Annotated in this window: 20 protein-coding genes; 3 read left to right on the top strand and 17 right to left on the bottom strand. The window is 70.6% G+C overall.

Annotation, left to right across the window (positions count from 1 at the left end; genetic code table 11):
* Positions 1–124 precede the first annotated feature (124 nt).
* A complete protein-coding gene (locus tag QZH52_RS19875; RefSeq protein ID WP_301812290.1) occupies positions 125–1312 on the bottom strand; it encodes an aminotransferase-like domain-containing protein in 1188 nt (395 codons plus the stop codon).
* 63 nt (positions 1313–1375) lie between these two features.
* On the opposite strand from QZH52_RS19875, the gene nth reads away from it, so the two are divergent.
* A complete protein-coding gene (gene nth, locus QZH52_RS19880) occupies positions 1376–2014 on the top strand; it encodes an endonuclease III (RefSeq protein WP_301812292.1) in 639 nt (212 codons plus the stop codon).
* Here the strand turns inward: nth and QZH52_RS19885 are convergent.
* Genes QZH52_RS19885 through QZH52_RS19900 form a run of 4 tightly spaced genes read right to left on the bottom strand, consistent with a single transcriptional unit; the run spans position 1987 to position 5904 of the window.
* Positions 1987–2598, bottom strand: a complete 612-nt coding sequence (locus QZH52_RS19885; RefSeq protein WP_301812294.1) for a histidine phosphatase family protein — start codon at positions 2596–2598, stop codon at positions 1987–1989. The two genes, nth and QZH52_RS19885, sit on opposite strands and share 28 nt — an antisense overlap.
* Positions 2595–3392: an adenosylcobinamide-GDP ribazoletransferase gene (locus QZH52_RS19890; protein WP_301812296.1), complete on the bottom strand. Its 798-nt coding sequence runs from the start codon at positions 3390–3392 to the stop codon at positions 2595–2597. The genes QZH52_RS19885 and QZH52_RS19890 overlap by 4 nt, the downstream gene beginning before the upstream one ends.
* The gene (cobT, locus tag QZH52_RS19895; protein WP_301812298.1) at positions 3389–4435 is read right to left on the bottom strand and encodes a nicotinate-nucleotide--dimethylbenzimidazole phosphoribosyltransferase; all 1047 of its coding nucleotides are present in this window, start codon (positions 4433–4435) and stop codon (positions 3389–3391) included. Before cobT ends, QZH52_RS19890 begins: the two co-directional genes overlap by 4 nt.
* The gene (locus QZH52_RS19900) at positions 4432–5904 is read right to left on the bottom strand and encodes a cobyric acid synthase (protein WP_301812301.1); all 1473 of its coding nucleotides are present in this window, start codon (positions 5902–5904) and stop codon (positions 4432–4434) included. Before QZH52_RS19900 ends, cobT begins: the two co-directional genes overlap by 4 nt.
* 125 nt (positions 5905–6029) lie before the next feature.
* Between QZH52_RS19900 and QZH52_RS19905 the strand changes: the two genes are divergently transcribed.
* Complete coding sequence (locus tag QZH52_RS19905; protein WP_301812302.1) at positions 6030–6278, top strand: hypothetical protein; 249 nt, start codon at positions 6030–6032, stop codon at positions 6276–6278.
* Between the two features lie 22 nt (positions 6279–6300).
* Here QZH52_RS19905 and QZH52_RS19910 read toward each other — a convergent pair whose 3' ends face one another.
* The 4 genes from QZH52_RS19910 to QZH52_RS19925 all read right to left on the bottom strand — a co-directional run bounded on the left by QZH52_RS19910 (position 6301) and on the right by QZH52_RS19925 (position 13409).
* A complete protein-coding gene (locus tag QZH52_RS19910) occupies positions 6301–7785 on the bottom strand; it encodes an efflux transporter outer membrane subunit (RefSeq protein ID WP_301812305.1) in 1485 nt (494 codons plus the stop codon).
* A gap of 30 nt (positions 7786–7815) precedes the next feature.
* Entirely contained in the window at positions 7816–11073 is a 3258-nt protein-coding gene (locus tag QZH52_RS19915) for an efflux RND transporter permease subunit (protein WP_301812308.1), read from the bottom strand.
* A 22-nt stretch (positions 11074–11095) separates the two neighbouring features.
* On the bottom strand, positions 11096–12340 hold the full coding sequence (locus QZH52_RS19920) for an efflux RND transporter periplasmic adaptor subunit (protein WP_286531665.1): 1245 nt from the start codon (positions 12338–12340) through the stop codon (positions 11096–11098).
* A 205-nt stretch (positions 12341–12545) separates the two neighbouring features.
* Positions 12546–13409 carry an alpha/beta hydrolase gene (locus QZH52_RS19925; RefSeq protein WP_286531663.1) on the bottom strand — a complete coding sequence of 288 codons (864 nt, stop codon included), beginning with the start codon at positions 13407–13409 and terminating at the stop codon, positions 12546–12548.
* A gap of 165 nt (positions 13410–13574) precedes the next feature.
* Between QZH52_RS19925 and QZH52_RS19930 the strand changes: the two genes are divergently transcribed.
* Positions 13575–14489: a LysR family transcriptional regulator gene (locus QZH52_RS19930; RefSeq protein WP_301812312.1), complete on the top strand. Its 915-nt coding sequence runs from the start codon at positions 13575–13577 to the stop codon at positions 14487–14489.
* A 1-nt stretch (position 14490) separates the two neighbouring features.
* On the opposite strand, the gene QZH52_RS19935 is transcribed toward QZH52_RS19930, so the two are convergent.
* From QZH52_RS19935 to QZH52_RS19970, 8 genes are read right to left on the bottom strand one after another with little or no spacing between them, the layout of a single operon-like run.
* Positions 14491–15495 (bottom strand): aminotransferase class I/II-fold pyridoxal phosphate-dependent enzyme, encoded by a 1005-nt coding sequence (locus QZH52_RS19935; protein WP_301812313.1) that lies wholly within the window; start codon positions 15493–15495, stop codon positions 14491–14493.
* Positions 15492–16442 (bottom strand): adenosylcobinamide-phosphate synthase CbiB, encoded by a 951-nt coding sequence (gene cbiB, locus QZH52_RS19940; RefSeq protein WP_301812315.1) that lies wholly within the window; start codon positions 16440–16442, stop codon positions 15492–15494. Before cbiB ends, QZH52_RS19935 begins: the two co-directional genes overlap by 4 nt.
* Entirely contained in the window at positions 16439–17008 is a 570-nt protein-coding gene (gene cobO / locus QZH52_RS19945; protein ID WP_301812316.1) for a cob(I)yrinic acid a,c-diamide adenosyltransferase, read from the bottom strand. The genes cbiB and cobO overlap by 4 nt, the downstream gene beginning before the upstream one ends.
* Before the next feature lie 12 nt (positions 17009–17020).
* Positions 17021–17797 carry an ABC transporter ATP-binding protein gene (locus tag QZH52_RS19950; protein WP_301812317.1) on the bottom strand — a complete coding sequence of 259 codons (777 nt, stop codon included), beginning with the start codon at positions 17795–17797 and terminating at the stop codon, positions 17021–17023.
* Positions 17794–18798, bottom strand: a complete 1005-nt coding sequence (locus QZH52_RS19955) for a FecCD family ABC transporter permease (RefSeq protein WP_301812318.1) — start codon at positions 18796–18798, stop codon at positions 17794–17796. The genes QZH52_RS19950 and QZH52_RS19955 overlap by 4 nt, the downstream gene beginning before the upstream one ends.
* Positions 18795–19655: an ABC transporter substrate-binding protein gene (locus QZH52_RS19960; protein WP_301812320.1), complete on the bottom strand. Its 861-nt coding sequence runs from the start codon at positions 19653–19655 to the stop codon at positions 18795–18797. The genes QZH52_RS19955 and QZH52_RS19960 overlap by 4 nt, the downstream gene beginning before the upstream one ends.
* On the bottom strand, positions 19652–20233 hold the full coding sequence (locus QZH52_RS19965) for a bifunctional adenosylcobinamide kinase/adenosylcobinamide-phosphate guanylyltransferase (protein ID WP_301812322.1): 582 nt from the start codon (positions 20231–20233) through the stop codon (positions 19652–19654). The genes QZH52_RS19960 and QZH52_RS19965 overlap by 4 nt, the downstream gene beginning before the upstream one ends.
* Positions 20215–22101, bottom strand: a complete 1887-nt coding sequence (locus QZH52_RS19970; protein ID WP_286531651.1) for a TonB-dependent receptor domain-containing protein — start codon at positions 22099–22101, stop codon at positions 20215–20217. Before QZH52_RS19970 ends, QZH52_RS19965 begins: the two co-directional genes overlap by 19 nt.
* Positions 22102–22172 lie beyond the last annotated feature (71 nt).

Here is a 22172-nt window from a genome sequence, read left to right on the forward strand (position 1 = left end):
GTGTGCTTCTTTCATCGGTTTGACGTTCGGGATATCAACCCATGAAGGTAGCCACGACAGATGACGCGGAGACGAAGGCGATGTGTCAGCGACGTGACGGCGCTGACCTACCTTGTCGAAGGCTTCAGAGCGCCGTGCCGAGCCGCGCGATTCCCTCGCGGATCTTCTCCACATTGGCGGTCGCGAAACTCAGGCGCAGCGTGGCGACATCCGGCTTCTCGGCGAAGAAGGGTGCGCCGGGCACGAAGGCCACGAGTTTCTCGATCGCCCGCTTGGCGAGCACGTTGGCGTCCGCGACCTTGCCGCCGGCACCGGTCAGGCGGGCCCAGAAGAACAGCCCGCCGCCCGGCTGCGTGAAAGTGATGGCGTCGCCCAGCTCGCGCCGCAGCGCCTCGCCCATCGCGCGCGCACGTTCGGCGTAGACCTCGCGCACATGGGCCAGCGTGGCCGGCATCCGGCCGCTCTTGAGGTACTGCGCGGCGGTCGCCTGGGCGAAGGTGCTGGTGTGGGCGTCGCTGAACTGCTTGCACATGGTCGCCTTGGCGAGCAGCTCGGCCGGGCCGATCATCCAGCCGATGCGCAGGCCGGGGCTCAGCACCTTGCTGAGGCTGCCGCAATGCGCCACCAGCGCGCGGCTGCCCGGGACGTCCTGGGTCAGCGACATGATCGAGGGCGGCGGCGCCTGGTCGAAGTAGAGGTCGCCATAGGGGTCGTCCTCGACGATCAGCGCCTGGTAGCGCACTGCCATCTCGAGCACCTTGCGGCGGCGCTCCAGGCTCAGCATCGCGCCGCTGGGATTGCCGAATGTGGGGATCAGGTAGACGAACTTCGGCTTGTGTTCGGCGATGAGTTTCTCGAGCTCGTCGGTGCGCACGCCGTCGGCGTCGACCGGCGCGCTGATGAGCTGCGCGCCGTAGAGGCGGAAGCACTGGATCGTCGCGAGGAAGGTCGGGCCTTCGACGATCACCTTGTCGCCGGGCGAGATCAGCGTCTTGCCGAGCAGGTCGAGCGCCTGCTGGCTGCCGGTGGTCACGATCAGGCCGCTCGGGTCGACCTCGACGCCCTTGGTCTTCATGAAGGCCGACAGCTGCGTGCGCAGCGGCTCGTAGCCCTCGGTGGCGCCATACTGCAGCGCCCCGCCGGGCTCTTCGGCGAGCGCCTTGGCGCTGGCCTCCTTCAGCCCCTCGACGTCGAACATCGCGCTGTCCGGAAAGCCGCCCGCAAAGCTGATGATGCCGGGCGTGCCCAGCAGCTTGAAGAGTTCGCGGATGGCGGAGGTTTCGACGTTGTCGAGTCGGGAAGCGAATTGCATGAGAGCCTTCTTGGGAGGAGTTGCAGGAAGCGATTGTCGCAGCCCCCTAAACTCCCCGCCACGATGAAGAAATCAGACATAGAGCCGTTCTTCGCCACCCTGCAGGCGGCCAATCCGAGCCCCGAGACCGAACTCGAATACAAGACGCCCTTCGAACTGCTCGCGGCCGTGCTGCTGTCCGCCCAGGCCACCGACGTCGGGGTCAACAGGGCCACCCGTCAGCTGTTTCCGGTCGCCAACACGCCGCAGGCGATCCTGGACCTGGGCGTCGAGGGGCTCGAGCGCTACATCAAGACCATCGGCCTGTACCGGAGCAAGGCGAAGCACCTGATCGAGGCCTGCCGGATGCTGGTCGAACAGCACGGCGGCGAAGTGCCGCGCACGCGGGCCGAACTGGAAGCCCTGCCCGGCGTCGGCCGCAAGACCGCCAACGTGGTGCTCAACGTCGCCTTCGGCGAGCCGACCATCGCGGTCGACACCCACATCTTCCGGGTCGGCAACCGCACCGGGCTGGCGCCCGGCAAGACGCCGCTCGAGGTCGAGCTCAAGCTAGAGAAGCGGGTGCCCGAGGCCTACCGGCTGCACGCCCACCACTGGCTGATCCTGCACGGGCGCTACACCTGCGTGGCCCGCAAGCCCCTGTGCTGGAAGTGCGCGGTGTCACCTTACTGCGACTACAAGCCCAAGACGCCGGCGCCCTGAAGCGGGCAGCGCGACACGCCGGGCGCGTCGTTCACGATCTCGATCGTGATGCACTCGCCGAAAGCGATCGGCCGGCCCGGCCACTGATCGGACCGTTCGATGGCGCGGATGCCGTCGCGCAGCAGCCAGGCGCAACGAATCACGCCGGCATGCGTGATCCAGACCGCATCGCGGCCGCCGGCACGCCAGGCATCGAAGGCCTCGCCCACCCGCCGCATGAACTGCCGCGTGCATTCGCCGCTGCGCCCCGCCCGCACATCCGCGAAATCCCGCGTCCAGGCGTCGATCTCGGCGCGGTCGATGGCCGACCAGAGCTGCTCTTCCCAGTCGCCCAGATCCATCTCGGCGATGCGCGGGTCGGCGCCGGCCACGGCCAGATCGGGACGCAGCGCGACGATGGCTTGCGCGAGTTCCGAACAGCGCGACAAGGGCGAACAGGTCAGCGAAACCCCTTCAGGCAACGCCGGCGCCACCCGCTCGGCCACGGCACGGGTCAGTTCGGGCAGCACGGGAACATCCGTTCGCCCGTAGCAGAAGCCATCGACGGCAGTGGTCCGCGCATGGCGCACGAGCAGCAGCTTCATGCCCGCCACGCCAGCGCGAGGTAGATCGCCAGTTCGCACACTTGCTGCGTCGCACCCAGGCCATCTCCCGTGAACCCGCGCAGCCGGCGCCGCAGCAGCCGCGCGACCAGCCACGCGGCCAGCGCGCACAGCAGCACCGGCGCCAATCCCCGCATCGCGCCCTGCGTCATCACCAGCCAGCCCATCGCCGGCAGCGACCACGCAACGCCGACCAGCAAGGCGCCATTGCCGATCGCGTCGGCCAGCGGCTTCGATTTGCTCGCCGCGTTCTCGTCCCCGACGTAGGGCAGCCAGCGGATCAGGAACAGCGGCGCGAGGCGCGACAGCACATGGGCGCTCACGAGCGCGAGAACCACGGTCGGCACGCCCTGCCCCGCCAGCGCACCCAGCAGCAGCACCTTCAGGCCCAGCGCCAGCACCAGCGCGATCGCGCCGAAGGCGCCGATCCGCGAATCTTTCATGATCTCGAGCGCGCGCGCGCGATCGGCCGATCCGCCGAGGCCATCCGCGACGTCGGCCAGGCCATCCTCGTGAAACGCGCCGGTCATGAGAACGGTGGCGATCGTCGACAGCGCCGCCGCCGCCAGCGCACCGGCGAAGCCCGGAAGCCCGGCCTGCGCGATGCAGAACACGCCGGCGGCGACCGCACCCACCAGCCAGCCGACGCCCGGGAAATGCGCCGCGCTCGCGCGCAGCATCGCCGGGCTGAAGCCGACCCAGCCCGCGAGCGGCCCCGTGACCGGAACCCGCGTGAAGAACTGCAGCGCCAGCAGAAAGTGGCGCACGCCGTTCATGCCGGCTCCTGCCTCGAAACGCCGGCTGACTCGAAGCTCGCCATGTCGCGCAGGATGCAGCAGGCGGATTCGAGCAGCGGCCATGCCAGCGCCGCACCGGACCCTTCGCCAAGACGCAGGTCCAGCTGCAGCAGCGGCTGCAGCTCCAGGTAGTTCAACAGCAGCCGGTGACCCGGTTCGGCCGACTCGTGCGCGGCGATGCAGCGTTGCACGACATGCGGGCGCAGCGCGTTCGCCACCAGCACCGCGGCACTGGCGATGAAGCCGTCGAGCACGATCACCCGCCGCTCTTGCGCCGCCTGCAGCACCGCGCCCACCAGCGTCGCGATCTCGAAGCCGCCGAAGGCGGCCAGCGCGGCCAGCGGGTCGGTGGCCGCCGCGTGCAGCTCGAGCACGCCGCGCAGCACCTTGCGCTTGTGGGCCCGCCCGGCGGCATCGAGGCCGGTCCCGGCGCCGGTGCAGGCATCGATGTCCTGCCCGGAGATCCGGGCCAGCAGCATCGCCGCCGCGGACGAGTTGCCGATGCCCATCTCGCCCAGCAGCACGGCATTGCCGGGCAGATCGCGCATCAGCGCCATGCCGTTCGCGATGGCCTGCTCGCACTGCGCCATGCTCATCGCCGGCCCCAGGGAGGCATCGGCGGTGCCCGGCGCGACCTTGCGCAGCAGCAGGCCTTTTCGCGGCGCGAAGTCGTGTCGCACGCCGCAATCGACGACGGTCAGGTTCAGGCGGTGCTGCCGGGCCAGCACGCTCACGGCTGCACCGCCGGCCAGGAAGTTCTCGACCATCTGCCAGGTCACGTCGCTGGGGTACGCCGACACGCCGCGCGCCGCGAGTCCGTGGTCCCCGGCGCAGACCAGCATCTGCGGCGCGTCGAGCACCGGCGCCGTGCTGCCCAGGATGCACGCGATGCGCAGCGCCAGCGCCTCCAGCCGGCCGAGCGCGCCGACGGGTTTGGTCTTGTTGTCGAGCAGCTGTTGCAGCCGTGCCGCGAAGGCGGCGTCGTCGATGCTGTCGATCGAGGGAAGTTGTAGCGGGGTCATTCGATGAGGGAGCGCAGCACGCCCGGTTCAAAGTGGGAATCGATGTGGTCGGCCAGGCCGTCGAACACGGCATCGAGCGTACGCGCCTCGACGCCGAACAGCGCCTGGAGCGCGCCGGGGTCCTCGAAGAGGCCGTGCAGGTAGAGGCCGAGCACATGGCCGGTGCTGTTCTGCCACGCGAGATCGTCCGCCATGACCGCCGTGGCGCGGTCGCCGGCGGCCGCCATGGCGGTGTGTTCGGCCGTCTGGCCATGATGGATTTCGTAGCCCCGCACGCTGAGCCCGGACAAAGCGGACCACGGGCCCGCCAGCTTCGAGAATTTCGCCTCGCGCTGGCGAACGGTCTTGTCGGCGGCGAAGACGGTGACCACCGGCAGCAGCCCGAGCCCCGGCCCGTTGCCGTCGACCCCATGCGGATCGATCAGCGCCTCGCCGAGCATCTGCAGCCCGCCGCAGATGCCGAGCACGGCGCCGCCGCGTTTCGCATGCGCGGCCACCGCGCGGTCGAGGCCCTGGGCGCGCAGCCAGGCGAGATCGCCGCTCGTGTTCTTCGAGCCGGGCAGGATGATCCAGTCGGCGCCGGCCACGTCGGCCGGACTGCGGGCCCAGCGCAGGCGCACCCCGGCGATGTTCTTGAGCGGCTGGAATTCGTCCAGGTTGCTGATGCGCGGATAGGCGACCACGGCGATGGTGCGCGTGACTTCGCCGCCCGCCGCCACGCTGCGGTCGTCGAAGACGCCGTCCTCCTCCGGCAAGCCGTGCTGCCACCACATGGGCAGCGTCGCCACCGTCGGCACGCCGGTCAAGGCCTGCAACTGCTGCGGCGCGGGCTCGAGCAGCGACGCATCGCCCCGGAACTTGTTGAGCACGAAGCCGGCGATCAGCGCGCGGTCGGCTGCGGGCATCAGCGCCCAGGTGCCGTAGAGATGCGCGAAGGCCCCGCCCCGATCGATGTCGGTGACCAGCAGGCAACGGGCATCGGCGTGCCGCGCCACCCGCAGGTTGACGATGTCGCTGGCCATCAGGTTGATCTCGGCGGGCGAGCCGGCACCCTCGATGACCACTACGTCGTTCTCGGCGCGCAGGGCGTCGAGCGCCTGCGCGATCTGCGGCCAGACGCGCTCGCTGCGCCCGCGCCAGGGCAAGGCCGTGAGCTCCGGGCTCACCTGCCCCATCAGCACCACCTGGCTGTGGGTGTCGCGCTCGGGCTTGAGCAGCAGCGGGTTCATGCGGACATCGGGCTCGGCGCGCGCCGCCAGCGCCTGGAAGTACTGCGCGCTGCCGATCTCCCCGCCCGCCACCACGCGGGCGTTGTTGCTCATGTTCTGCGCCTTGAACGGCGCCACCCGGAGGCCCTGGCGCGCGAACCAGCGGCACAGCGCCGTCGCCAGCCAGCTCTTGCCGGCGCCGCTGGTGGTGCCGAGGACCATGACGCAGCGGGCCCGGCCGCCTGGCACATTGGAATTCATGAGCGCGATTGTCCTTTACGTGATCTTCCTCACGATCCCCGCAACCGGCTTGAAATGAATCCTAAAGCATTCATGCATTTCACCCTTACCTTCGACGCCATGAAGAAAAAAGGGAACCACGGCGAATGCCAGGCTTACGCGACATAGCGCTCACGGTCGAGGAGCGCGACAAGAATCAGTTCTTCTGGGTGATCCTGGAAGCCCTCCCCAGCGACGCCGCCGAGGCGATCCACTACAGCGGCATCTACTGCGCCGCCAACCCGCAGGCCACCTACGCCAACGCGCTCGTCATGGGCGCCCACCAGCTGCGCAAGCTGGCCGATCCCGACGGCTGGGCGCACAGCGCGTTCCACGGTCTGCCCATGGGGCGCTGAACGGCCGAGCAACCGGGGCCGCTCAGCGAGCCGCCACTTGCGCCTGCTGGGCGTCGGTCGGCGCGAGCGACACCGCCTGCGCATCCCAACTGCCCCCCAGCGCCCGGATCAGCCCCACGGTCGCCTGGTACTGCGACGCCTTCACCTGCAGCGCCTGCCGCCGGTTCTGCAGTTCGCTGCGGCGCGCGTCGAGCAGGTCGAGCTGGCTGATCATGCCGTTGCGGTAGCGCGAGTTCGAAAGCAGGGTGGCACGCTCGGCCGACGCGACGGCCTTGGCCTGCACGCCCGATTGCTGGGCCAGGATGCGCAGCGACGACAGCTGATCCTCCACTTCCTTGAAGGCGACCAGCACCTGCGTCCGGTAGTTGGCCAGTGCGCCGTCGAGCAGCGCCGACGCGCCCTGCACGCCGGCCTCGCGCCGGCCGCCGTCGAACACCGGAAGCGCGAGCAAGGCCCCGATGCCCCAGGAGCGCGCCGACCACTTCAGCAGGTCGCCGACGTCGTTGGAGGCATAGCCGCCGGCGCCCGTCAGCGTGATGTCGGGAAACCAGGCCGCCTGCGCGACGCCGACCCGCGCCTGCGCCGCCAGCACCGACTTCTGGGCCGCCGAGATGTCGGGCCGGCGCGACAGCACGGTGGCGGGCACGCCCGGCGGGATCGTCGGCAAGGCGGTGGACCACTCGCCCGCGCCGACGTCGAAGTCGGACGCCAGGTCGCCGACCAGCACCGCCAGGGCGTGCTCCAGTTCGGCACGGCGGCGGTCCAGCGTCATCGCATCGGACTCGTTGGAAGCGACCTCGGTCTCGACCCGCGCCACATCGAGCTCGGCCACGTCCCCTGCCCGCTCGCGGCTCTGCGTCAGGCGCAGCGTGTCGCGATAGGCCTCGACCGTGTCGCGCACCAGCACCCGCTCGGCATCGACCGCGCGCAGCGCAAGGTAGGTCTGGGCCACTTCGGCCTGGACCAGCAGGCGCGTGCTCTGCAGCAGGCCGGCGCGCGAATCGGCGTCGAGGCGCGCGGCATCGCTGGCGCCGGAGAGCTTGCCGAACAGATCGAGCTCATAGGAAAAATCGAAACCGGCCCGCGCCAGGGTCGAAGGCCGCGGGCTCTGGTTGCGGTCGAGTCCGGCACTTCGCGCGGCACCGGCGCCCAGGCCGATCTGCGGCGCGAGGTCGGCATCGGTGCTGCGGGCCAGGGCCCGCGCCTCGGCCAGCCGCGCCGCCGCCGCCTGGACGCTGGTGTTGCGGGCGTCCGCGCGTTCGATCAGCTGGTCGAGCACCGGGTCGTTGAAGCTGCGCCACCAATCGCCGCGCGGCTGCGCCTCGGCAGGTTGGGCCCGGGTCCAGCTGCCCTGCGTGTCGGCGGCCTGCTCCTTGAACTGGGCCGGCAGGTTGAAGGTCGGCAGTTCGGCCGGTGCGGTCGCGCAGCCGGCCAGCACCAGCGCGGCGAACAGCGGCAGCAGCGCGGCGCCCCAGCGCCCGCCTCGGGTTTCAAGTCTTGAATTCATGATCAGCTTTCTTTGGGAAGGCGGAGTGGCCTAGGCGTCGTGATGCAGCGGTGCGGCAGGCGCGGGCTGCAGTCCGCCGCCCGCGCCGCCGCCGCCGGCCGGATGGTCGGCCGACACGAAGGCATCGACGTGCGGCACTTCGCCATGCAGCTTGAGCGGGCGATTGCCGGCCATCCTGCGCACCGCGACATAGAACACCGGCGTCAGGAACAGGCCGAAGGCAGTCACGCCGATCATCCCGGCGAACACCGCCACGCCCATCGCCGAGCGCATCTCGGCGCCGGCGCCGGTGGCGAGCACCAGCGGCAGCACGCCCATCACGAAGGCCAGCGAGGTCATCAGGATCGGACGCAGCCGCAGGCGGCTGGCCTCGATCGCGGCCTGGATCGGCGTGCGCCCGGCGAACTCGAGCTCGCGCGCGAACTCCACGATCAGGATCGCGTTCTTGGCACTCAGCCCGACCAGCACGATCAGCCCGATCTGCGTGAACACGTTGTTGTCGCCATGGGACAGCCAGACGCCGGTCATCGCCGCCAGGATGCCCATCGGCACGATCAGGATGATCGCCAGCGGCAGGGTCAGGCTCTCGTACTGCGCCGCCAGCACCAGGAACACCAGCAGGATCGCCAGCGGGAACACCAGCAGCGCCGAGTTGCCGGCCAGGATCTCCTGGTAGGTGAGCTCGGTCCATTCGTAGCTCACGCCCTTGGGCAGCGTCTCGGCCGCGATGCGCTCGATCGCGTCCTGCGCCTGGCCCGAGGAATAACCCGGTGCCGGCCCGCCGTTGACGTCGGCGGCCAGGTAACCGTTGTAGCGCATGGCGCGCTCCGGCCCGAAGCTCGAATTGACCTTCATGAGCGCCGACAGCGGCACCATCTCGCCCGAGGTCGAGCGCACCTTCAGCAGGCCCACGTCCTCGGCGCGGGCGCGGTACGGCGCATCGGCCTGCACCCGCACGCTGTAGGTGCGGCCGAACTTGTTGAAGTCGTTCGCATAGAGGCTGCCGAGGTAGATCTGCATGGTGTCGAAGATGTCGGTCACCGGCACGCCGAGCTGCCGCGCCTTGGTGCGGTCGATGTCGGCATAGAGCTGCGGCACATTGACCTGCCAGCTGGTGAACAGGCCCGCGAGCTCCGGCGCCTGCGAGGCCTTGGCCATGAAGGCCTTGACCGCGCCGTCCATTGCCTCATAGCCGACCGACCCGCGATCCTCCAGCTGCAGCTTGAAGCCGCCCGTGGTGCCGAGCCCCGCCACCGGCGGCGGCGGGAACATCACGATGAAGGCCTCCTGGATGCCGGCGAACTGCTGGTTCAGCTGGCCCGCGATGGCGCCGCCGCTCTGGTCGCCCCGCTTGCGCTCGGCGAAGGGCTTGAGCGTCGCGAACACGATGCCGGAGTTCGAGCTGTTGGTGAAGCCGTTGATCGACAGGCCCGGGAAGGCGATCGCGTCCTCGACGTTCGGGTTCTTCTTCATGATCTCGCCCATTCGCTGGATGACGTCCTCGGTGCGGTCCAGCGTGGCGCCGTCGGGCAGCTGCGCGAAGCCGATCAGGTACTGCTTGTCCTGCGCCGGCACGAAGCCGCTGGGCACCGCCTTGAAGAGGCCGAAGGTGACGCCGACCAGCGCCAGGTAGATCACCAGCATCAGCGTCTTGCGCGATATCACCCGCCGGACGCCGCCGCTGTAGGCCTCGGCGCCGCGATGGAAGAGCTTGTTGAAACCCCGGAAGACACCGCCGAACACCCGGTCCATGCCGCGCGTCAGCGCGTCCCTGGGCGCATCGTGGCTGCGCAGCAGCAGCGCCGCGAGCGCCGGCGACAAGGTCAGCGAATTGATCGCCGAGATCACCGTCGAGATCGCGATCGTGACCGCGAACTGGCGATAGAACTGGCCGGTGAGCCCGCTGATGAAGGCCAGCGGCACGAACACCGCGACCAGCACCAGCGCGATCGCGATGATCGGCCCCGACACCTCGCGCATCGCCCGGTAGGTGGCTTCGCGCGGCGTCAGGCCGGCCTCGATGTTGCGCTCGACGTTCTCCACCACCACGATCGCGTCGTCGACCACGATGCCGATCGCCAGCACCAGCCCGAACAGGCTCAGCGCATTGATCGAGAAGCCCAGCACGTGCAGCACGGCGAAGGTGCCGATCACCGACACCGGCACCGCCAGCAGCGGGATGATCGAGGCGCGCCAGGTCTGCAGGAACAGGATCACCACCAGCACCACCAGCGCGATCGCTTCCAGCAAGGTGTGGATCACCGATTCGATCGAGGCCCGCACGAACTGGGTCGGGTCGTAGGCGATGCGGAACTCCACGCCCTCGGGCATGTTCTTCGCGATCTCGTCCATGGTCTTGCGGACGTCGCGCGAGATGTCCAGCGCGTTCGAGCCCGGTGCCTGGAACACGCCGATGCCGACCGCGGCGTCGTTGTTCAGCAGCGAGCGCAGCGAGTAGTCGGCCGCGCCCATCTCGAGGCGGCCGATGTCGCGCAGCCGCGTCACGGCGCCGTCGCCGCCGGTCTTGACGATGATGTCGCCGAACTCTTCCTCGCTCTGCAGGCGGCCCTGGGCGTTGATCGACAACTGCATGTCGACGCCCGACAGGCCCGGCGAGGCGCCGACCACGCCGGCCGCGGCCTGCACGTTCTGGCCGCGGATCGCGGCCACCACGTCGCTGGCCGAGAGGCCGCGCTGCGCCACCTTCTGCGGATCGAGCCAGACCCGCATCGAGTACTCGCCGCCGCCAAAGATCTGCACCTGGCCGACACCGGGGATGCGCGCCAGCCGGTCCTTGACATTCAGCACCGCGTAGTTGCGCAGGTAGTTGATGTCGTAGCGGTCGTTGGGCGACACCAGGTGCACCACCATCGTCAGGTCGGGGGCGCTCTTCACGGTCGTGATGCCGAGCCGGCGCACTTCCTCGGGCAGGCGCGGCTCGGCCTGCGAGACGCGGTTCTGCACCAGCTGCTGCGCCTTGTCGGGGTCGGTGCCGAGCTTGAAGGTGACGGTCAGCGTCATCACGCCGTCGGTGGTCGCCTGGCTGCCCATGTAGAGCATGCCCTCGACGCCGTTGATCGACTCCTCCAGCGGCGTCGCCACGGTCTCGGCGATCACCTTCGGATTGGCGCCCGGGTACTGGGCCCGCACCACCACCGACGGCGGTGCCACTTCGGGGTACTCGGAGATCGGCAGCCCGCGCAGCGCGATCAGGCCGGCGATCAGCATCAGCAGCGACAGCACGCCGGCAAAGATCGGCCGGTCGATGAAGAACTTGGATAGATTCATGATGTTTCCCCCGCCAGCGGGATCAGGATTTCGCGTCCGCCACGCGCTGGGCCGGCGGCGCCAATTCGGCCTTGGCATCCATGCCGACGGCCTGCGGCGCCACCAGTGCGCCCGGGCGCACGTGCTGCAGGCCGTTGACGACCACCCGCTCGCCCGCCTTCAGGCCCTTGGTGACCACGCGCAGTCCGTCCACCGGCGCGCCCAGCGCGACCTCGCGGTATTCGGCCTTGTTGTCGGCGCCGACCACCAGCACGAACTTCTTGTTCTGGTCGGTGCCGACCGCGCGTTCGTTGACCAGCAGGGCGGTGTCGTTGCGCGCCTGGCCCATGCGGATGCGCGCGAATTGGCCGGGAATCAAGGCGCCGTCGGCGTTGTCGAAGGCGGCGCGCACCCGCACCGTGCCGCTCTTGGCGTCGACCTGGTTGTCGATCAGCTGGAGCCGGCCCTGGAACGGCGTGCCTTCGCTGGCCGCGGTGCCCATCTGCACCGGGATGCCTTCGATCCGCCCACGGGCGCTGGCGCCGCCGGGCATGTCCTTCAGGGCCCGCACCACGACCTGCTCGTCGGCATCGAAGCTTGCATAGATCGGACTGACCGACACCAGCGTGGTCAGAACCGGCGCGCCGGGACCGGCCGCGACCAGGTTGCCGACCGTGACCTCCAGCCTGCCGGTGCGCCCGGCGACCGGGGCCCGGACCTGGGTGTAGCCCAGGTTCAGCCGTGCGCTCTGCAGCGAGGCCTGGGCGGCGCGCAGATTGGCCTCGGCCTCGCGGCCGGCATTGGTGCGCTCGTCGAGTTCGCGCTGGGCGATCGCCTTCTCGTCCCACAGGCGGCGGGCCCGCTCCTGCTCGCTGCGGGTGAACGAGACGCGGGCCTGGGCCGAGGCGACCTGGGCTTCGGCACGGTCCACCTCGGCCGCGTAGGGCGCCGGGTCGATGGTGATCAGCAGTTCGCCCTGCTTGACCAGCGTCCCTTCGCGGAAGTGCACCGCCTGCACGGCGCCGGCCACCCGCGATCGCACGTCGACCCGTTCGACCGCTTCGAGCCGGCCCGAGAACTCGTCCCAGGTGTTGATTTCGGTCGCCGCCACGGTCGCCACCGACACCGGCGTGGCGCGCGGCGCCGCCACCGCCGTGACGTCGTTGGCCTGGGCGTGCAGGCTGTGGAAGCCGAGCGCGGCGCAGGCGATCGCCACCAGCGCCGTGACGCCCGTCACGGCGGGCCAGAGGCGGCGCCGGGCCGGGGAGGAAGGTTGAGGGTTCGACATGATGAAGGTCCTTTTGGTGACGCTTGGAAAACACGCCGCCCTCCCGCGCGGGTGGCGCAGGACAGCGGTAGAAAGAAAATCTGCGGGGCGAACGCCGCCCCACGGCGGGTTGGCGCCGTTTGCTTCGAGGTGCCTTCACCTCGGTCTGGTCTGGGAGTTCCGGGTCACCGGAACCAGCGGCGCACGGCCTGCCGTGCGCCGTCGCTCAGTGCGGCGGTGGCGTCGCGCTGAAGAAGTCGCGGAAGTGCTTCTGCACCGCCGCCTCGCAGGCCGCGCAGCCCGAACCCTCGGGTTCGTAGAGCGCCTCGGGCCAGTTCGCCGCGCCCGGCAGCACGCTGCTCGTGACCTCGATGCCGGCATCGGCGAGCCGGCGCGCGAAGTTCAGCGCCTCGTCGCGCATCGGATCGTCCTTGCCGACCAGCACCAGGGTCCGCGCCACCTGCGCCAGCCGCAGCGAGCCGCCAGGCACCGCATAGGGATGGGTCGCGTTGACCGGCCGCTTGAGGTATTCCTGCCAGCCCGACGCCCACTTGCACTGGGTTGCGTCGCCGGTGGCCTTGCGCAGCGATGCGGTCCCAGCGCAGGGGTCCAGCATCGGCGACAGCAGGATCTGGCCGGCCAGCGGCGGGTGGGCCCGGTCGCGCGCCATCAGCGCCACCGCGGCTGCGAGGTTGCCGCCGGCCTCCTCGCCCGCCAGGAATACCTCGGCGCCCTTGCCGGCCAGCTTGACGCGTTGCTTGTAGAGCCATTCGAGCGCGGCGAAGCCGACCTCGATCGGCTCCGGGAACGGGGCCTTGGGCGCCAGCGGGTAGTCCAGCGAAACCACCACGGCGCCGGCGCCGGCCAGCAGCCGGGCCACGCTGCGGCCGTTGTCGAGGTCGCCGCAGACGAAGGTGCCGCCATGGAAATGCAGCACCAGCGGCACTGTCGCTCCACGCGGCCGAACACCGTACAGGCGGGCCTGCACCGGTTCCCGATCCGGCAATTCGATGCGGATATCGGTCTCGGCGTCCCGTGCAGCGGCCGTGGAGGCGGCGGCAACGGGTTGCTCAATGGAACGGCTGGACATGGACGGCCTCGGTGGATGGACGATGAACGAAATATAAGGCGGGGCGGGGTGGGTTCAAACAGACACCGGGCCCCACTCTGTTTCCATCCGACTAACAATCGCATCCGATGCCCGTGTGAGAATCCGCTCCCCCGAGGCATTCCGCCACCCCCAGGAGCAGCATAGATGGACCAGATCCAGGGCATGCGGATTTTCGTCCGCGTCGTCGAAGCCGGCACGTTCACCCGCGCCGCGGACTCGCTCGGCCTGCCCAAGGGCACGGTCACCAAGCAGATCCAGGCGCTGGAATCGCGGCTGCACGTCAAGCTGCTCAACCGCACCACCCGGCGCGTCACCGTCACGCCCGACGGCGCGGCCTACTACGAACGAACCGCCCGGCTGCTGAACGACTTCGACGACATCGAGGCCAGCATGACCAACGCCCAGGCCAACCCGACCGGCCGGCTGCGGATCGACGTCGGCTCGTCGATGGCCCGCTTGGTGATCCTGCCGGCCCTGTCGACCTTCTGCGACCGCTATCCCGACATCCAGGTCGACGTCGGGGTCAGCGACCGGGCGGTGGACCTGATCTCCGACAACGTCGATTGCGTGATCCGCGGCGGCGACCTGACCGACCAGTCGCTGGTGGCGCGGCGGATCGGCAACCTGCCCTGGATGACGGTCGCCTCGCCGGCCTACCTGAAGCGCTACGGCGTCCCCCAGCACCCCACGGACATCGAGAAGCGCCACCTGGTGGTGGGCTTCTTCTCGGGCAGCACGCGGCGCATGTTTCCGGAGGAGTTCCACAAGGGCGACGAGAAGTTCGAGATCACGGGGCCCTACCGGGTCTCGGTCAACGACAGCAATGCCCACATGACGGCGGTGCTCGGCGGCTTCGGGCTGTCGCAGGTCATCACCTACATGGCCGAGCCCTTCATCGCGAGCGGCGAGCTGGTGCAGATCCTGCCGGACTGGACGCGGCCGCCGCTGCCGGTGCACGTGGTGTATCCGCCCAACCGCCACCTGAGCGCGAAGGTGCGCGCCTTCGTCGACTGGGCGGCGGAGCTGTTCGCCAAGCACCCGCAGCTGCAGCGGCTCTGATTCAACGCCGCGCCGCGCGCCAGGCCTGCCGCAGCGCCTCCTGGCTGGCGGGCGGCAGGACGCCGAGCCGCACCAGCCCCGGAAGCCCGAACGAAGCCGTGTCGCGCATCTTGATGCCGGCCTGCCGGAGCGCCGCGCTGCGGGCCGGCGTGAGCGCGACGTCCGGCTCGGCGCAGAAGAAGTTGGCGTCGCCCGGCAGCAGGCGCCACCCCAGCGATTCGCAAGCGCCGCGCTGCGCCGCCTTCCAGGCCCGGAGGGTGGCCAGGCTGTCGTCGAGCCACTGCCGCGCCGCCCCGCCGGTCCAGGCCTCGAGCAGGGCCACGCCATGGATGCCGAGCGGCCAGGACGGCGCCAGCCGGGCCAGCCGCGCGCCCAGGTCCTGCGCCGCCACCGGCGCGATCGCGTAGGCGGCCCGCACGCCGGTCAGCCCGAGCGCCTTGTTGGGCGTCCAGAGCTGCCAGACGCGGTCGCGCTGCGTCGCGTCCAGCGCCAGCGCCCCTTCGAGACGAAGCGGTTCGTAGGCCAAGTCGAGAACGCAGGTCGCATGGGGACCCAGTTGATCCACCCGGCGCGCCAGGTCCTCCTGCGGCAGGCCCAGCGGGCTGCCCGGGTCGCAGCACCAGACCAGGTCGGCCGCGCCATCGGCCGTCGCCGGCTGGAAATGCCAGGCCTTGGCGGCCCGCGCGTAGTCGCCGTAGCCGTGCTGCGGCAGCCGGACCCGCCCGCCGCCGCCCTGGGACACGGCGGCCGTGACACGGCCGATGAACTCGCTGGCGCTGGCGGCGATCACGACCCGATGGGCCTCGACGCCATGGAAGCCGGCCAGCCGATCGCGCAGTTCGAGGTAGTGCGGATCGGGGTAGCGGCTCGCGTCCGCTGCCTGCAGTGCCTGCAGCGCGGCGGGACAGGGCCCGCAGGCATTGCCGTTGGTCGAGAAATCGTGCGGGACCGCGCCCTGGGCGTCGGGTCCGCCGTGCATCAGTTCGAACATCTCGGAGGCCGTCATGCCGCACCCCGCAGCGCGATGCAGCCGATCGCGGCCGAGGCGCAGGCGCCGGCCAGCGCGACCCCGCGGGCGGCGAGCCGCGCTGCCTGCGGGGTGTCGGCGGCAGCGGCGCTCCGGCCGGCTTCGTTGAGCACATAGACCCCGGGCTTTCCCAACCGGATTCCCAGCTGCAGCGCCATCGCGGCCATCGGCCAGCCGCTGTTGGGCGACGGCGTCCGGCGCGCTTCACGGCGCAGGGTCCCGAGTCCTGCGCCCGCCGCCGCCGAAGCGCCCCACAGGAACAGGGCCGTCAGGCGGGCGGGCAGCCACGACAGCAGGTCGTCGGCGCGGGCGGCCCATTTGCCGGCCCAGGTCCACTGCCGGCCTTCGCGCTCGCCGCGGTAGCCCCACATCGCATCCGCGGTGTTGGCGAAGCGGTAGAGCGCCGCACCCGGCAGGCCGAACAGCGCAAACCAGAACAGCGGCGCCACCAGCGAATCGTTGAGGTTCTCGGCCAGCGATTCGATCGCGCTTTCGCGCACCCCGACCGCGTCCAGCGCGCCCACGTCGCGGCTCACCAGCCGCGCCAGCCGGCCGCGGCCTTCATCGAGCGAGCGGCTGAGCGCGGCCTCGACCGCCAGCACCTCGTCGCGCAGCATGCGCCAGGCGAGCAGCGGCTTGAGGGCGATGCCGGTCAGCAGCGGCCCGGCCCAGGCCGGCAGGCGGCTCGCAACTTCGGCGACCGCGCAGGCGGCGGCGGCGACCAGCGCGGCGCCGGCGCACCAGGCGAGCGCGCCACCGGCGAAGGCCGCCCGCGCGCGCGCCGGCGCACCGGCCGGCGGTGCGATGCGCCGACCGGCCCAGCCCAGACAGCGGCCGATCCACACCACAGGATGCCAGCGCGCCGGCGGCTCACCGAACCATCGGTCGATGGCCAGCGCCAGCCAGAGGGCCGCGATCGCGCTCAATCCTCGATGCCGCGCTGGGCGGGGATGCCGGCCTTGAACGCGTGCTTGACCATCTGCATCTCGGTCACGGTGTCGGCCAGTTCGACGATCTCGGGCGGGCAGCGGCGACCGGTCAGCACCACGTGCACCTCCTTCGGCCGCGTGCGCAGCGTCTCCAGCACGCTGTCGAGCGGCAGCCAGCCGTAGATCAGCGGGTAGGTGATCTCGTCGAGCACGACCAGGAAGTGCGCGCCCGACAGGATCGCGGCGCGGGCCCGCTCCCAGCCATCGCGCGCCAGCTGCGCCGAGTGCTCGAGATCCTGGCTCTTCCAGCTGAAGCCGTCGCCGAGGCCTTCGATCGGGATGCCGAGCTGCTCGAACATCCGGTGCTCGCCGAAGCGCGCGCTCGGCACCTTCATGAACTGGTAGATCTTCACCGCCTTGCCGCGGCCGTGGGCGCGCAGGGCGAGCCCGAAGGCGGCGGTGCTCTTGCCCTTGCCGTCGCCGGTGTTGACGATCACCAGCCCGCGGCGCTCGCCTTCGGGCTTCTCATAGGGTTTTTCGCTGGGAGGAGTTTCGATCTGCATGTGCTTAGGTTGTCAGTGCGGCAGGGCCAGCCATTGGCCCGCCACGTGGTGAAAGGCGACCCGGTGGTCGAACACCGCTTCGAGCGCCCGATGGGTCGCGGCATCGCCGCAGCCGCCGTGATGGGTCACGCGGCCTGCCGCCATCACGACCATCGCGTCGGCGGCGAGCGCGGCATTGAGTTCGTGCAGCACGCTGACCACGGTCTTGCCTTCGGCCACCAGCGCCTGCACGGTCCGCATCCAGTCGGCCTGGTGCGGCGGGTCGAGGTTGGCGAGCGGCTCGTCCATCAGCAGCAGCTCGGCCTCGACCGCCAACGCCCGCGCCAGCAGCACCCGCTGGCGTTCGCCGCCCGACAGCTGGCCCAGCGGCCGCTCGCGCCAGTCCCAGGCCTGGGTGCTGCGCAGTGCGCGCTCGACCGCCGCCCGGTCGGCCGCGCTCGGGGCAGCCAGCCAGCGCTGGTGCGGCAGGCGCCCGAGCATCGCGACGTCGTAGACCGTCAGGTCGTCGGCGCTGCCCTCGCCGGCCACGCCCTGGCCCAGCCACGACAGGCGCCGGGCTCGAGCCCGGCCCGGGAGCGTGCTCAACGCTTGCCCATGGAGGCGCACCTCTCCGCCATGGGCCAGCAGGCCGGCGAGCACCTTGAGCAAGGTCGACTTGCCCGCGCCGTTGGGACCGACGATGCTGGTCCAGCGCCCCGACGCCAGCGACAGGTCGATGCCGTGCAGCACCTCGGCCAGGCCGAGCCTGGCCGACACGCCGCGGGCTTCGAGCGCGGCCGGCGTGCTCACAGGCCACCCCGCGCGCTGCGCCGGTGCATCAGCCACAGCAGGTAGCTGCCGCCGAGCACCGCGGTCAGCACGCCGACCGGCAGTTCCTGCGGCGCGACCATCCAGCGCGCCAGCAGGTCGGCCGCCATCAGCAGCAGTCCGCCCATCGCGGTGGACAGCACGATCAGCCGCCCATGCGTGGTCTTGACCACCGAGCGCACCAGGTGCGGCGCCGCCAGGCCGACGAAGGCGATCAGCCCGGTCTGCGCCACCGCGGTGCCGGTCGCCAGCGCCAGCACCGCCACCAGCGCGGCGCGCATGGCGCCGAGCGGCAGCCCGAGGCTGGCCGCCGTGGCCTCGCCGAGCGCCAGGCCGTCGAGCACCGGCGCCAACGCCCAGCCCAGCAGCAGGCATGCGACGCCGAGCCCGCCCATCACGGCGCAAGCGCTCCAGCCCACCAGCCCGGTGCTGCCGAGCATGAAGCCTTGGATGGCCTGCAGGATGTCGGCCGAGGCGATGGTCAGCAGGTCCTTGGCCGCCCCCAGCACCACGCCGACGATCACGCCCGCCAGCAGCAGCCGCAAGGTCTGCTGGACGCCGCGCGCCAGCAACAGCGTCAGCAGCACCGCCAGCACCGCACCCAGGAAGGCCGCGCCGGTCAGGCCCAGGCGCACCACCCATTGCGTGCTGGTCGGCGACAAGCCGAACAGCCAGAGCGCCAGCGCGACGCCGAGCGAGGCGCCCGAGGCGCTGCCCAACAGGTACGGATCGGCCAGCGGATTGCGGAACAGCCCTTGCGCGACCGCGCCAGCCAGTCCCAGCAGCGCGCCCGCGAGCCAGGCGCCGAGCGTGCGCGGCAGCCGGATGTCGCGCACGATCTGCAGCGCCACCGGGTCGTCGCCGGCCGCCAGCAGGTTCTCGAAACCGGTGCTGCCGATGCCCGCGCCCAGCACCAGCAGCGCGCCGGCCAGCGCCACCAGCAGGATGCCCAGCCCCCAGGCGCGGCGCTGCTGCCCCTTCACCCGTGCTCCTGCAGGCACTCGGCCATCAGGCGCGCCGCCTCGCCCATGCGCGGCCCGGGCCGGACCAGCACGTCTGATTGCTCGGCCGTGAAGCGGCAGATGCGACCTTCGCGCACGGCCTTGATGCGGCCCCAGCCCGGCCGCTGCTCCAGCCCCTGGGCGCTGCGCTCGCCGACCATGATCAGGTCGGGATCGGCGCGGACCACGAACTCGGGGTTGAGCTTCGGAAATGGCCCCAGCGCAGCCGGCACGATGTTCCTGGCGCCGAGCCGCGCCAGGGTCTCGCCGATGAAGGAGGCTTCGCCGGCCGCATACGGGGCGCTGTTGACTTCGAAGTACACGCGCGTGCGCTTCACGCGCTCGGGCAGCGACTGGGCCGCCGCCGACACGCTGGCATCGATGGCGCGCCAGACCGCTGTCGCATCGCCGGTGCCGAGCACCCGGGCGAGCGCGTCGAGCACCCGCCGAACGTCAGCATGGTTCTTCGGCTCGAGCACCACCACCTTGAGTCCCAGGGCCTCGAGCCGGTCGGTGACCCGCGAGGACTTCGCCAGCAGCACCACGTCGGGCTTGAGCGCGACGATCGCCTCGACGTTCGGATCGATGCCGCCGCCGACCTGCGGCAGCGCCCGCACCGACGCGGGCCAGTTCGAATAGCGGTCGACACCCACCAGCCGGTCGCAGGCGCCCAGCGCGCAGACCGATTCGGTGAGCGACGGCAGCACGGTCACGATGCGCTGCGGCGGCTTCGGCAGCTCGACGCCCACGCCGCGCTCGTCGACCACCACGGTCGCCTGGGCCGCCAGCGCCAGCGCACACAGCCAGCCGGCGCACCACAGCCGGGCGATCCGCTTCATGGCGCATCCTTCAGGGTCAGCGGCAGCCCGGCGGCCATCAGCGTGACGCGCTCGCAGGCGGCGGCGACCTGCTGGTTCAGCAGGCCCAGGGCGTCGACGAAGGCGCGCACCTCGCGGCCGAGCGGAATCACGCCAAGGCCAATCTCGTTGCCGACCAGGACCAGCGGACCAGGCGACTCGCCGATCGCCTGCAGCAACTCGGCGACCGCGCGATCGGCCGCCATCGACGTGCGCGGCGCCCCGAAAGGCACCATCAGGTTGGTCAGCCAGAGCGTCAGGCAATCGACCAGCACCAGCGTGCGGGGGCCGGCGTTCTCGCGGATCGCCTGCGCCAGCGCCAGCGGCTCCTCGACCGTTTCCATGGCCGGCAGGCGGGCCGCGCGATCCTCGCGATGCCGCGTCACGCGCGCCAGCATCTCCTCGTCGAGCGCCCGCGCGGTCGCCACCAGCACCGCGCGGTGCGAGGGCGAGCGCGCCAGCCACGCCGCGGCGATCTGCTCGCCGCGGCGCGACTTGCCGCTCTTCTGACCCCCGAGGATCAGTTCGCGGCGGACGATGCTCACTGCTTCGGCTGCCACCGCACGGTCAGGTAGGCGCCGATTCCGGCCTGGTTGTAGCCATAGGCGGTCTCGTAGTGTTCATCGGTCAGGTTGGTGATGCGGCCCTGCACCGACCAGTCCTTGGCGAAGCGGTAATCCACATAGAGGTCGATCGTGGTGTAGGCGCCGAGTTTGCGCGTGTTGGCCGTGTCGTCAAAGCGGCTGCCGACGCTCAGGGCCGAAGCGCCCAGCTTCCAGGGGCCGGTGGTGTAGTCGATCGCCAGCGTCGCCTGGTTCTGGGCCCGGCGCGGCAGCTGCTTGCCGCTGATCTCGTTGCGCGGATCGAGCGAGTCGTAGCTGGCATGCAGGCCCACGGCGTCGAACTGGCCGTCGTAGCTCAGCGTGCCGCCGGTGATGCGCGCCTCGGGAATGTTCTGCGGCAGCGTCGTGTTGGTGATGAAGCCCTGGATCTTGTTGTCGTAGCCGACCAGCTTCACCGTGTGGGCGCCCTCGGTCCAGGTGATGCCGATATCGGTGTTCTTGCCCTCCTCCGGCTTGAGCGCCGGATTGCCGAAGCCCGGGTAGTAGAGCTGGTTGAACGACGGCGCCACGAAGCTGGTGCCCTGCGAGATGCTGACGCGCCAGTTCGGCGTGATGCGGTAGGCGTAGCCGGCATACCAGGTGTCGTCGTCGCCGAACTGCGAGTTGCTGTCGTGACGCGCGTTGAGCTGCCAGCTGTGGGGACCGGAATTGCCGTTCAGGCCGACGAAGCCGGCATCGATCGTGCGCTCGGTCACCGTGTACGCGGTGTCGCTCTTGACCTTCTGCTCCAGGCGCTCGAGACCGGCCACCACGGTGCCGATCGGGGTCGCGATGTCGTTTTGCCAGAGGTACTGGTCCTGCGTCGTGTTGAAAAGGCCCGGCAGGTTGAACGGCGCGGCCACGATCGCGCGCGTGTCGTCGTCGCTGCGCGAATAGCGCAGCTGGGTGGTCCAGTTGGACAGCACCCGGCCATTGACGCCGGCATAGCCGGTCTGGGTCCGCAAGGTGCCGCGGGTGTCGCGGCCGGGGCCGTCGTCGTAGTGGTTCAGGCCATCGGCGTACAGCATGCCGGCGTCGAACTTCCAGTCCGGCGTGAACTGGTAGCCGAAGGAAGCGTTGGCGCCGGTCTGCGAGAACGGATCGCGGTCGGGGTTGAAGTTGCCGAACTGCACGTTGCGATTGGTGGCCGAGACGCTGTTGACCAGCGTGCGCGTGACGTCGAGCGAGTAGGTCGCCGCGCCCGCGCCGCCACTGAAGCCGCCGGTGATCTGCTTGTAGCTGTCGCTGCCGATGGTGGTGGAGGCGCGCGGATTGAACACCGTCTCGCCCGGCGCCGCCTTGCGCGTGAAGATCTGCACCACGCCGCCGACGCCGTCGCTGCCGTAGAGCGCCGAGCCGGGCCCCTTGACCACTTCGATGCGGTCGATCAGCTCGACCGGGATGTTGTCCCAGACCGGCGTGCCGAGCGTCGCCGAGCCGTAGCGCACGCCGTCGATCAGGAGGATGGTGTGGCGCGCCTCGGCGCCGCGGATGTACACGCTGCTGCCCTTGCCCAGGCCGCCGTTGGCCGAGATCTGCACCCCCGCCATGCGGGCCAGGATTTCGGGCAAGGTACGGCTGGCCTGCTGCTCGATCTGGGCCCGTTCGATCACCACGGTGTCCGACACCAGTTCGTCGATGCGGGCTGGCGCGCGCGTTGCCGTCACGACGGTTTCGGCCAGGGTCGCCGCGGCGGCCTCCTGGGCCGAGGCCAGGTTCGGCAGCGAGGTCAGGGAAACGATGGCCAGCGCGATGGCATGGGCGCGCGGAAGCGGGCACGGCGAAGCGCTGCGGATGGCGCAGGCGGACGAGACGACAGATTTCATGGAAGCGACAAAGATCAATGCCCGTCGCCGGCTTCCCCGCCGGCGTTTGGACGTCATGGCCGCCGACATGC

The organism is Variovorax ginsengisoli (genome assembly GCF_030486595.1).
GTDB lineage: Bacteria > Pseudomonadota > Gammaproteobacteria > Burkholderiales > Burkholderiaceae_C > Variovorax > Variovorax ginsengisoli_B.

What these genes read in the sequence shown, in the direction of transcription:
- QZH52_RS19960 (WP_301812320.1), bottom strand. Translation starts at nt 19,655, where the DNA reads ATGAAGCGGATCGCCCGGCTGTGGTGCGCCGGCTGGCTGTGTGCGCTG.
- QZH52_RS19890 (WP_301812296.1), bottom strand. Translation starts at nt 3,392, where the DNA reads ATGAACGGCGTGCGCCACTTTCTGCTGGCGCTGCAGTTCTTCACGCGG.
- QZH52_RS19915 (WP_301812308.1), bottom strand. Translation starts at nt 11,073, where the DNA reads ATGAATCTATCCAAGTTCTTCATCGACCGGCCGATCTTTGCCGGCGTG.
- QZH52_RS19900 (WP_301812301.1), bottom strand. Translation starts at nt 5,904, where the DNA reads ATGAATTCCAATGTGCCAGGCGGCCGGGCCCGCTGCGTCATGGTCCTC.
- QZH52_RS19935 (WP_301812313.1), bottom strand. Translation starts at nt 15,495, where the DNA reads ATGACGGCCTCCGAGATGTTCGAACTGATGCACGGCGGACCCGACGCC.
- QZH52_RS19910 (WP_301812305.1), bottom strand. Translation starts at nt 7,785, where the DNA reads ATGAATTCAAGACTTGAAACCCGAGGCGGGCGCTGGGGCGCCGCGCTG.
- nth (WP_301812292.1), top strand. Translation starts at nt 1,376, where the DNA reads ATGAAGAAATCAGACATAGAGCCGTTCTTCGCCACCCTGCAGGCGGCC.
- QZH52_RS19875 (WP_301812290.1), bottom strand. Translation starts at nt 1,312, where the DNA reads ATGCAATTCGCTTCCCGACTCGACAACGTCGAAACCTCCGCCATCCGC.
- cobT (WP_301812298.1), bottom strand. Translation starts at nt 4,435, where the DNA reads ATGACCCCGCTACAACTTCCCTCGATCGACAGCATCGACGACGCCGCC.
- QZH52_RS19905 (WP_301812302.1), top strand. Translation starts at nt 6,030, where the DNA reads ATGCCAGGCTTACGCGACATAGCGCTCACGGTCGAGGAGCGCGACAAG.
- QZH52_RS19920 (WP_286531665.1), bottom strand. Translation starts at nt 12,340, where the DNA reads ATGTCGAACCCTCAACCTTCCTCCCCGGCCCGGCGCCGCCTCTGGCCC.
- QZH52_RS19930 (WP_301812312.1), top strand. Translation starts at nt 13,575, where the DNA reads ATGGACCAGATCCAGGGCATGCGGATTTTCGTCCGCGTCGTCGAAGCC.
- QZH52_RS19885 (WP_301812294.1), bottom strand. Translation starts at nt 2,598, where the DNA reads ATGAAGCTGCTGCTCGTGCGCCATGCGCGGACCACTGCCGTCGATGGC.
- QZH52_RS19925 (WP_286531663.1), bottom strand. Translation starts at nt 13,409, where the DNA reads ATGTCCAGCCGTTCCATTGAGCAACCCGTTGCCGCCGCCTCCACGGCC.
- QZH52_RS19970 (WP_286531651.1), bottom strand. Translation starts at nt 22,101, where the DNA reads ATGAAATCTGTCGTCTCGTCCGCCTGCGCCATCCGCAGCGCTTCGCCG.
- cobO (WP_301812316.1), bottom strand. Translation starts at nt 17,008, where the DNA reads ATGCAGATCGAAACTCCTCCCAGCGAAAAACCCTATGAGAAGCCCGAA.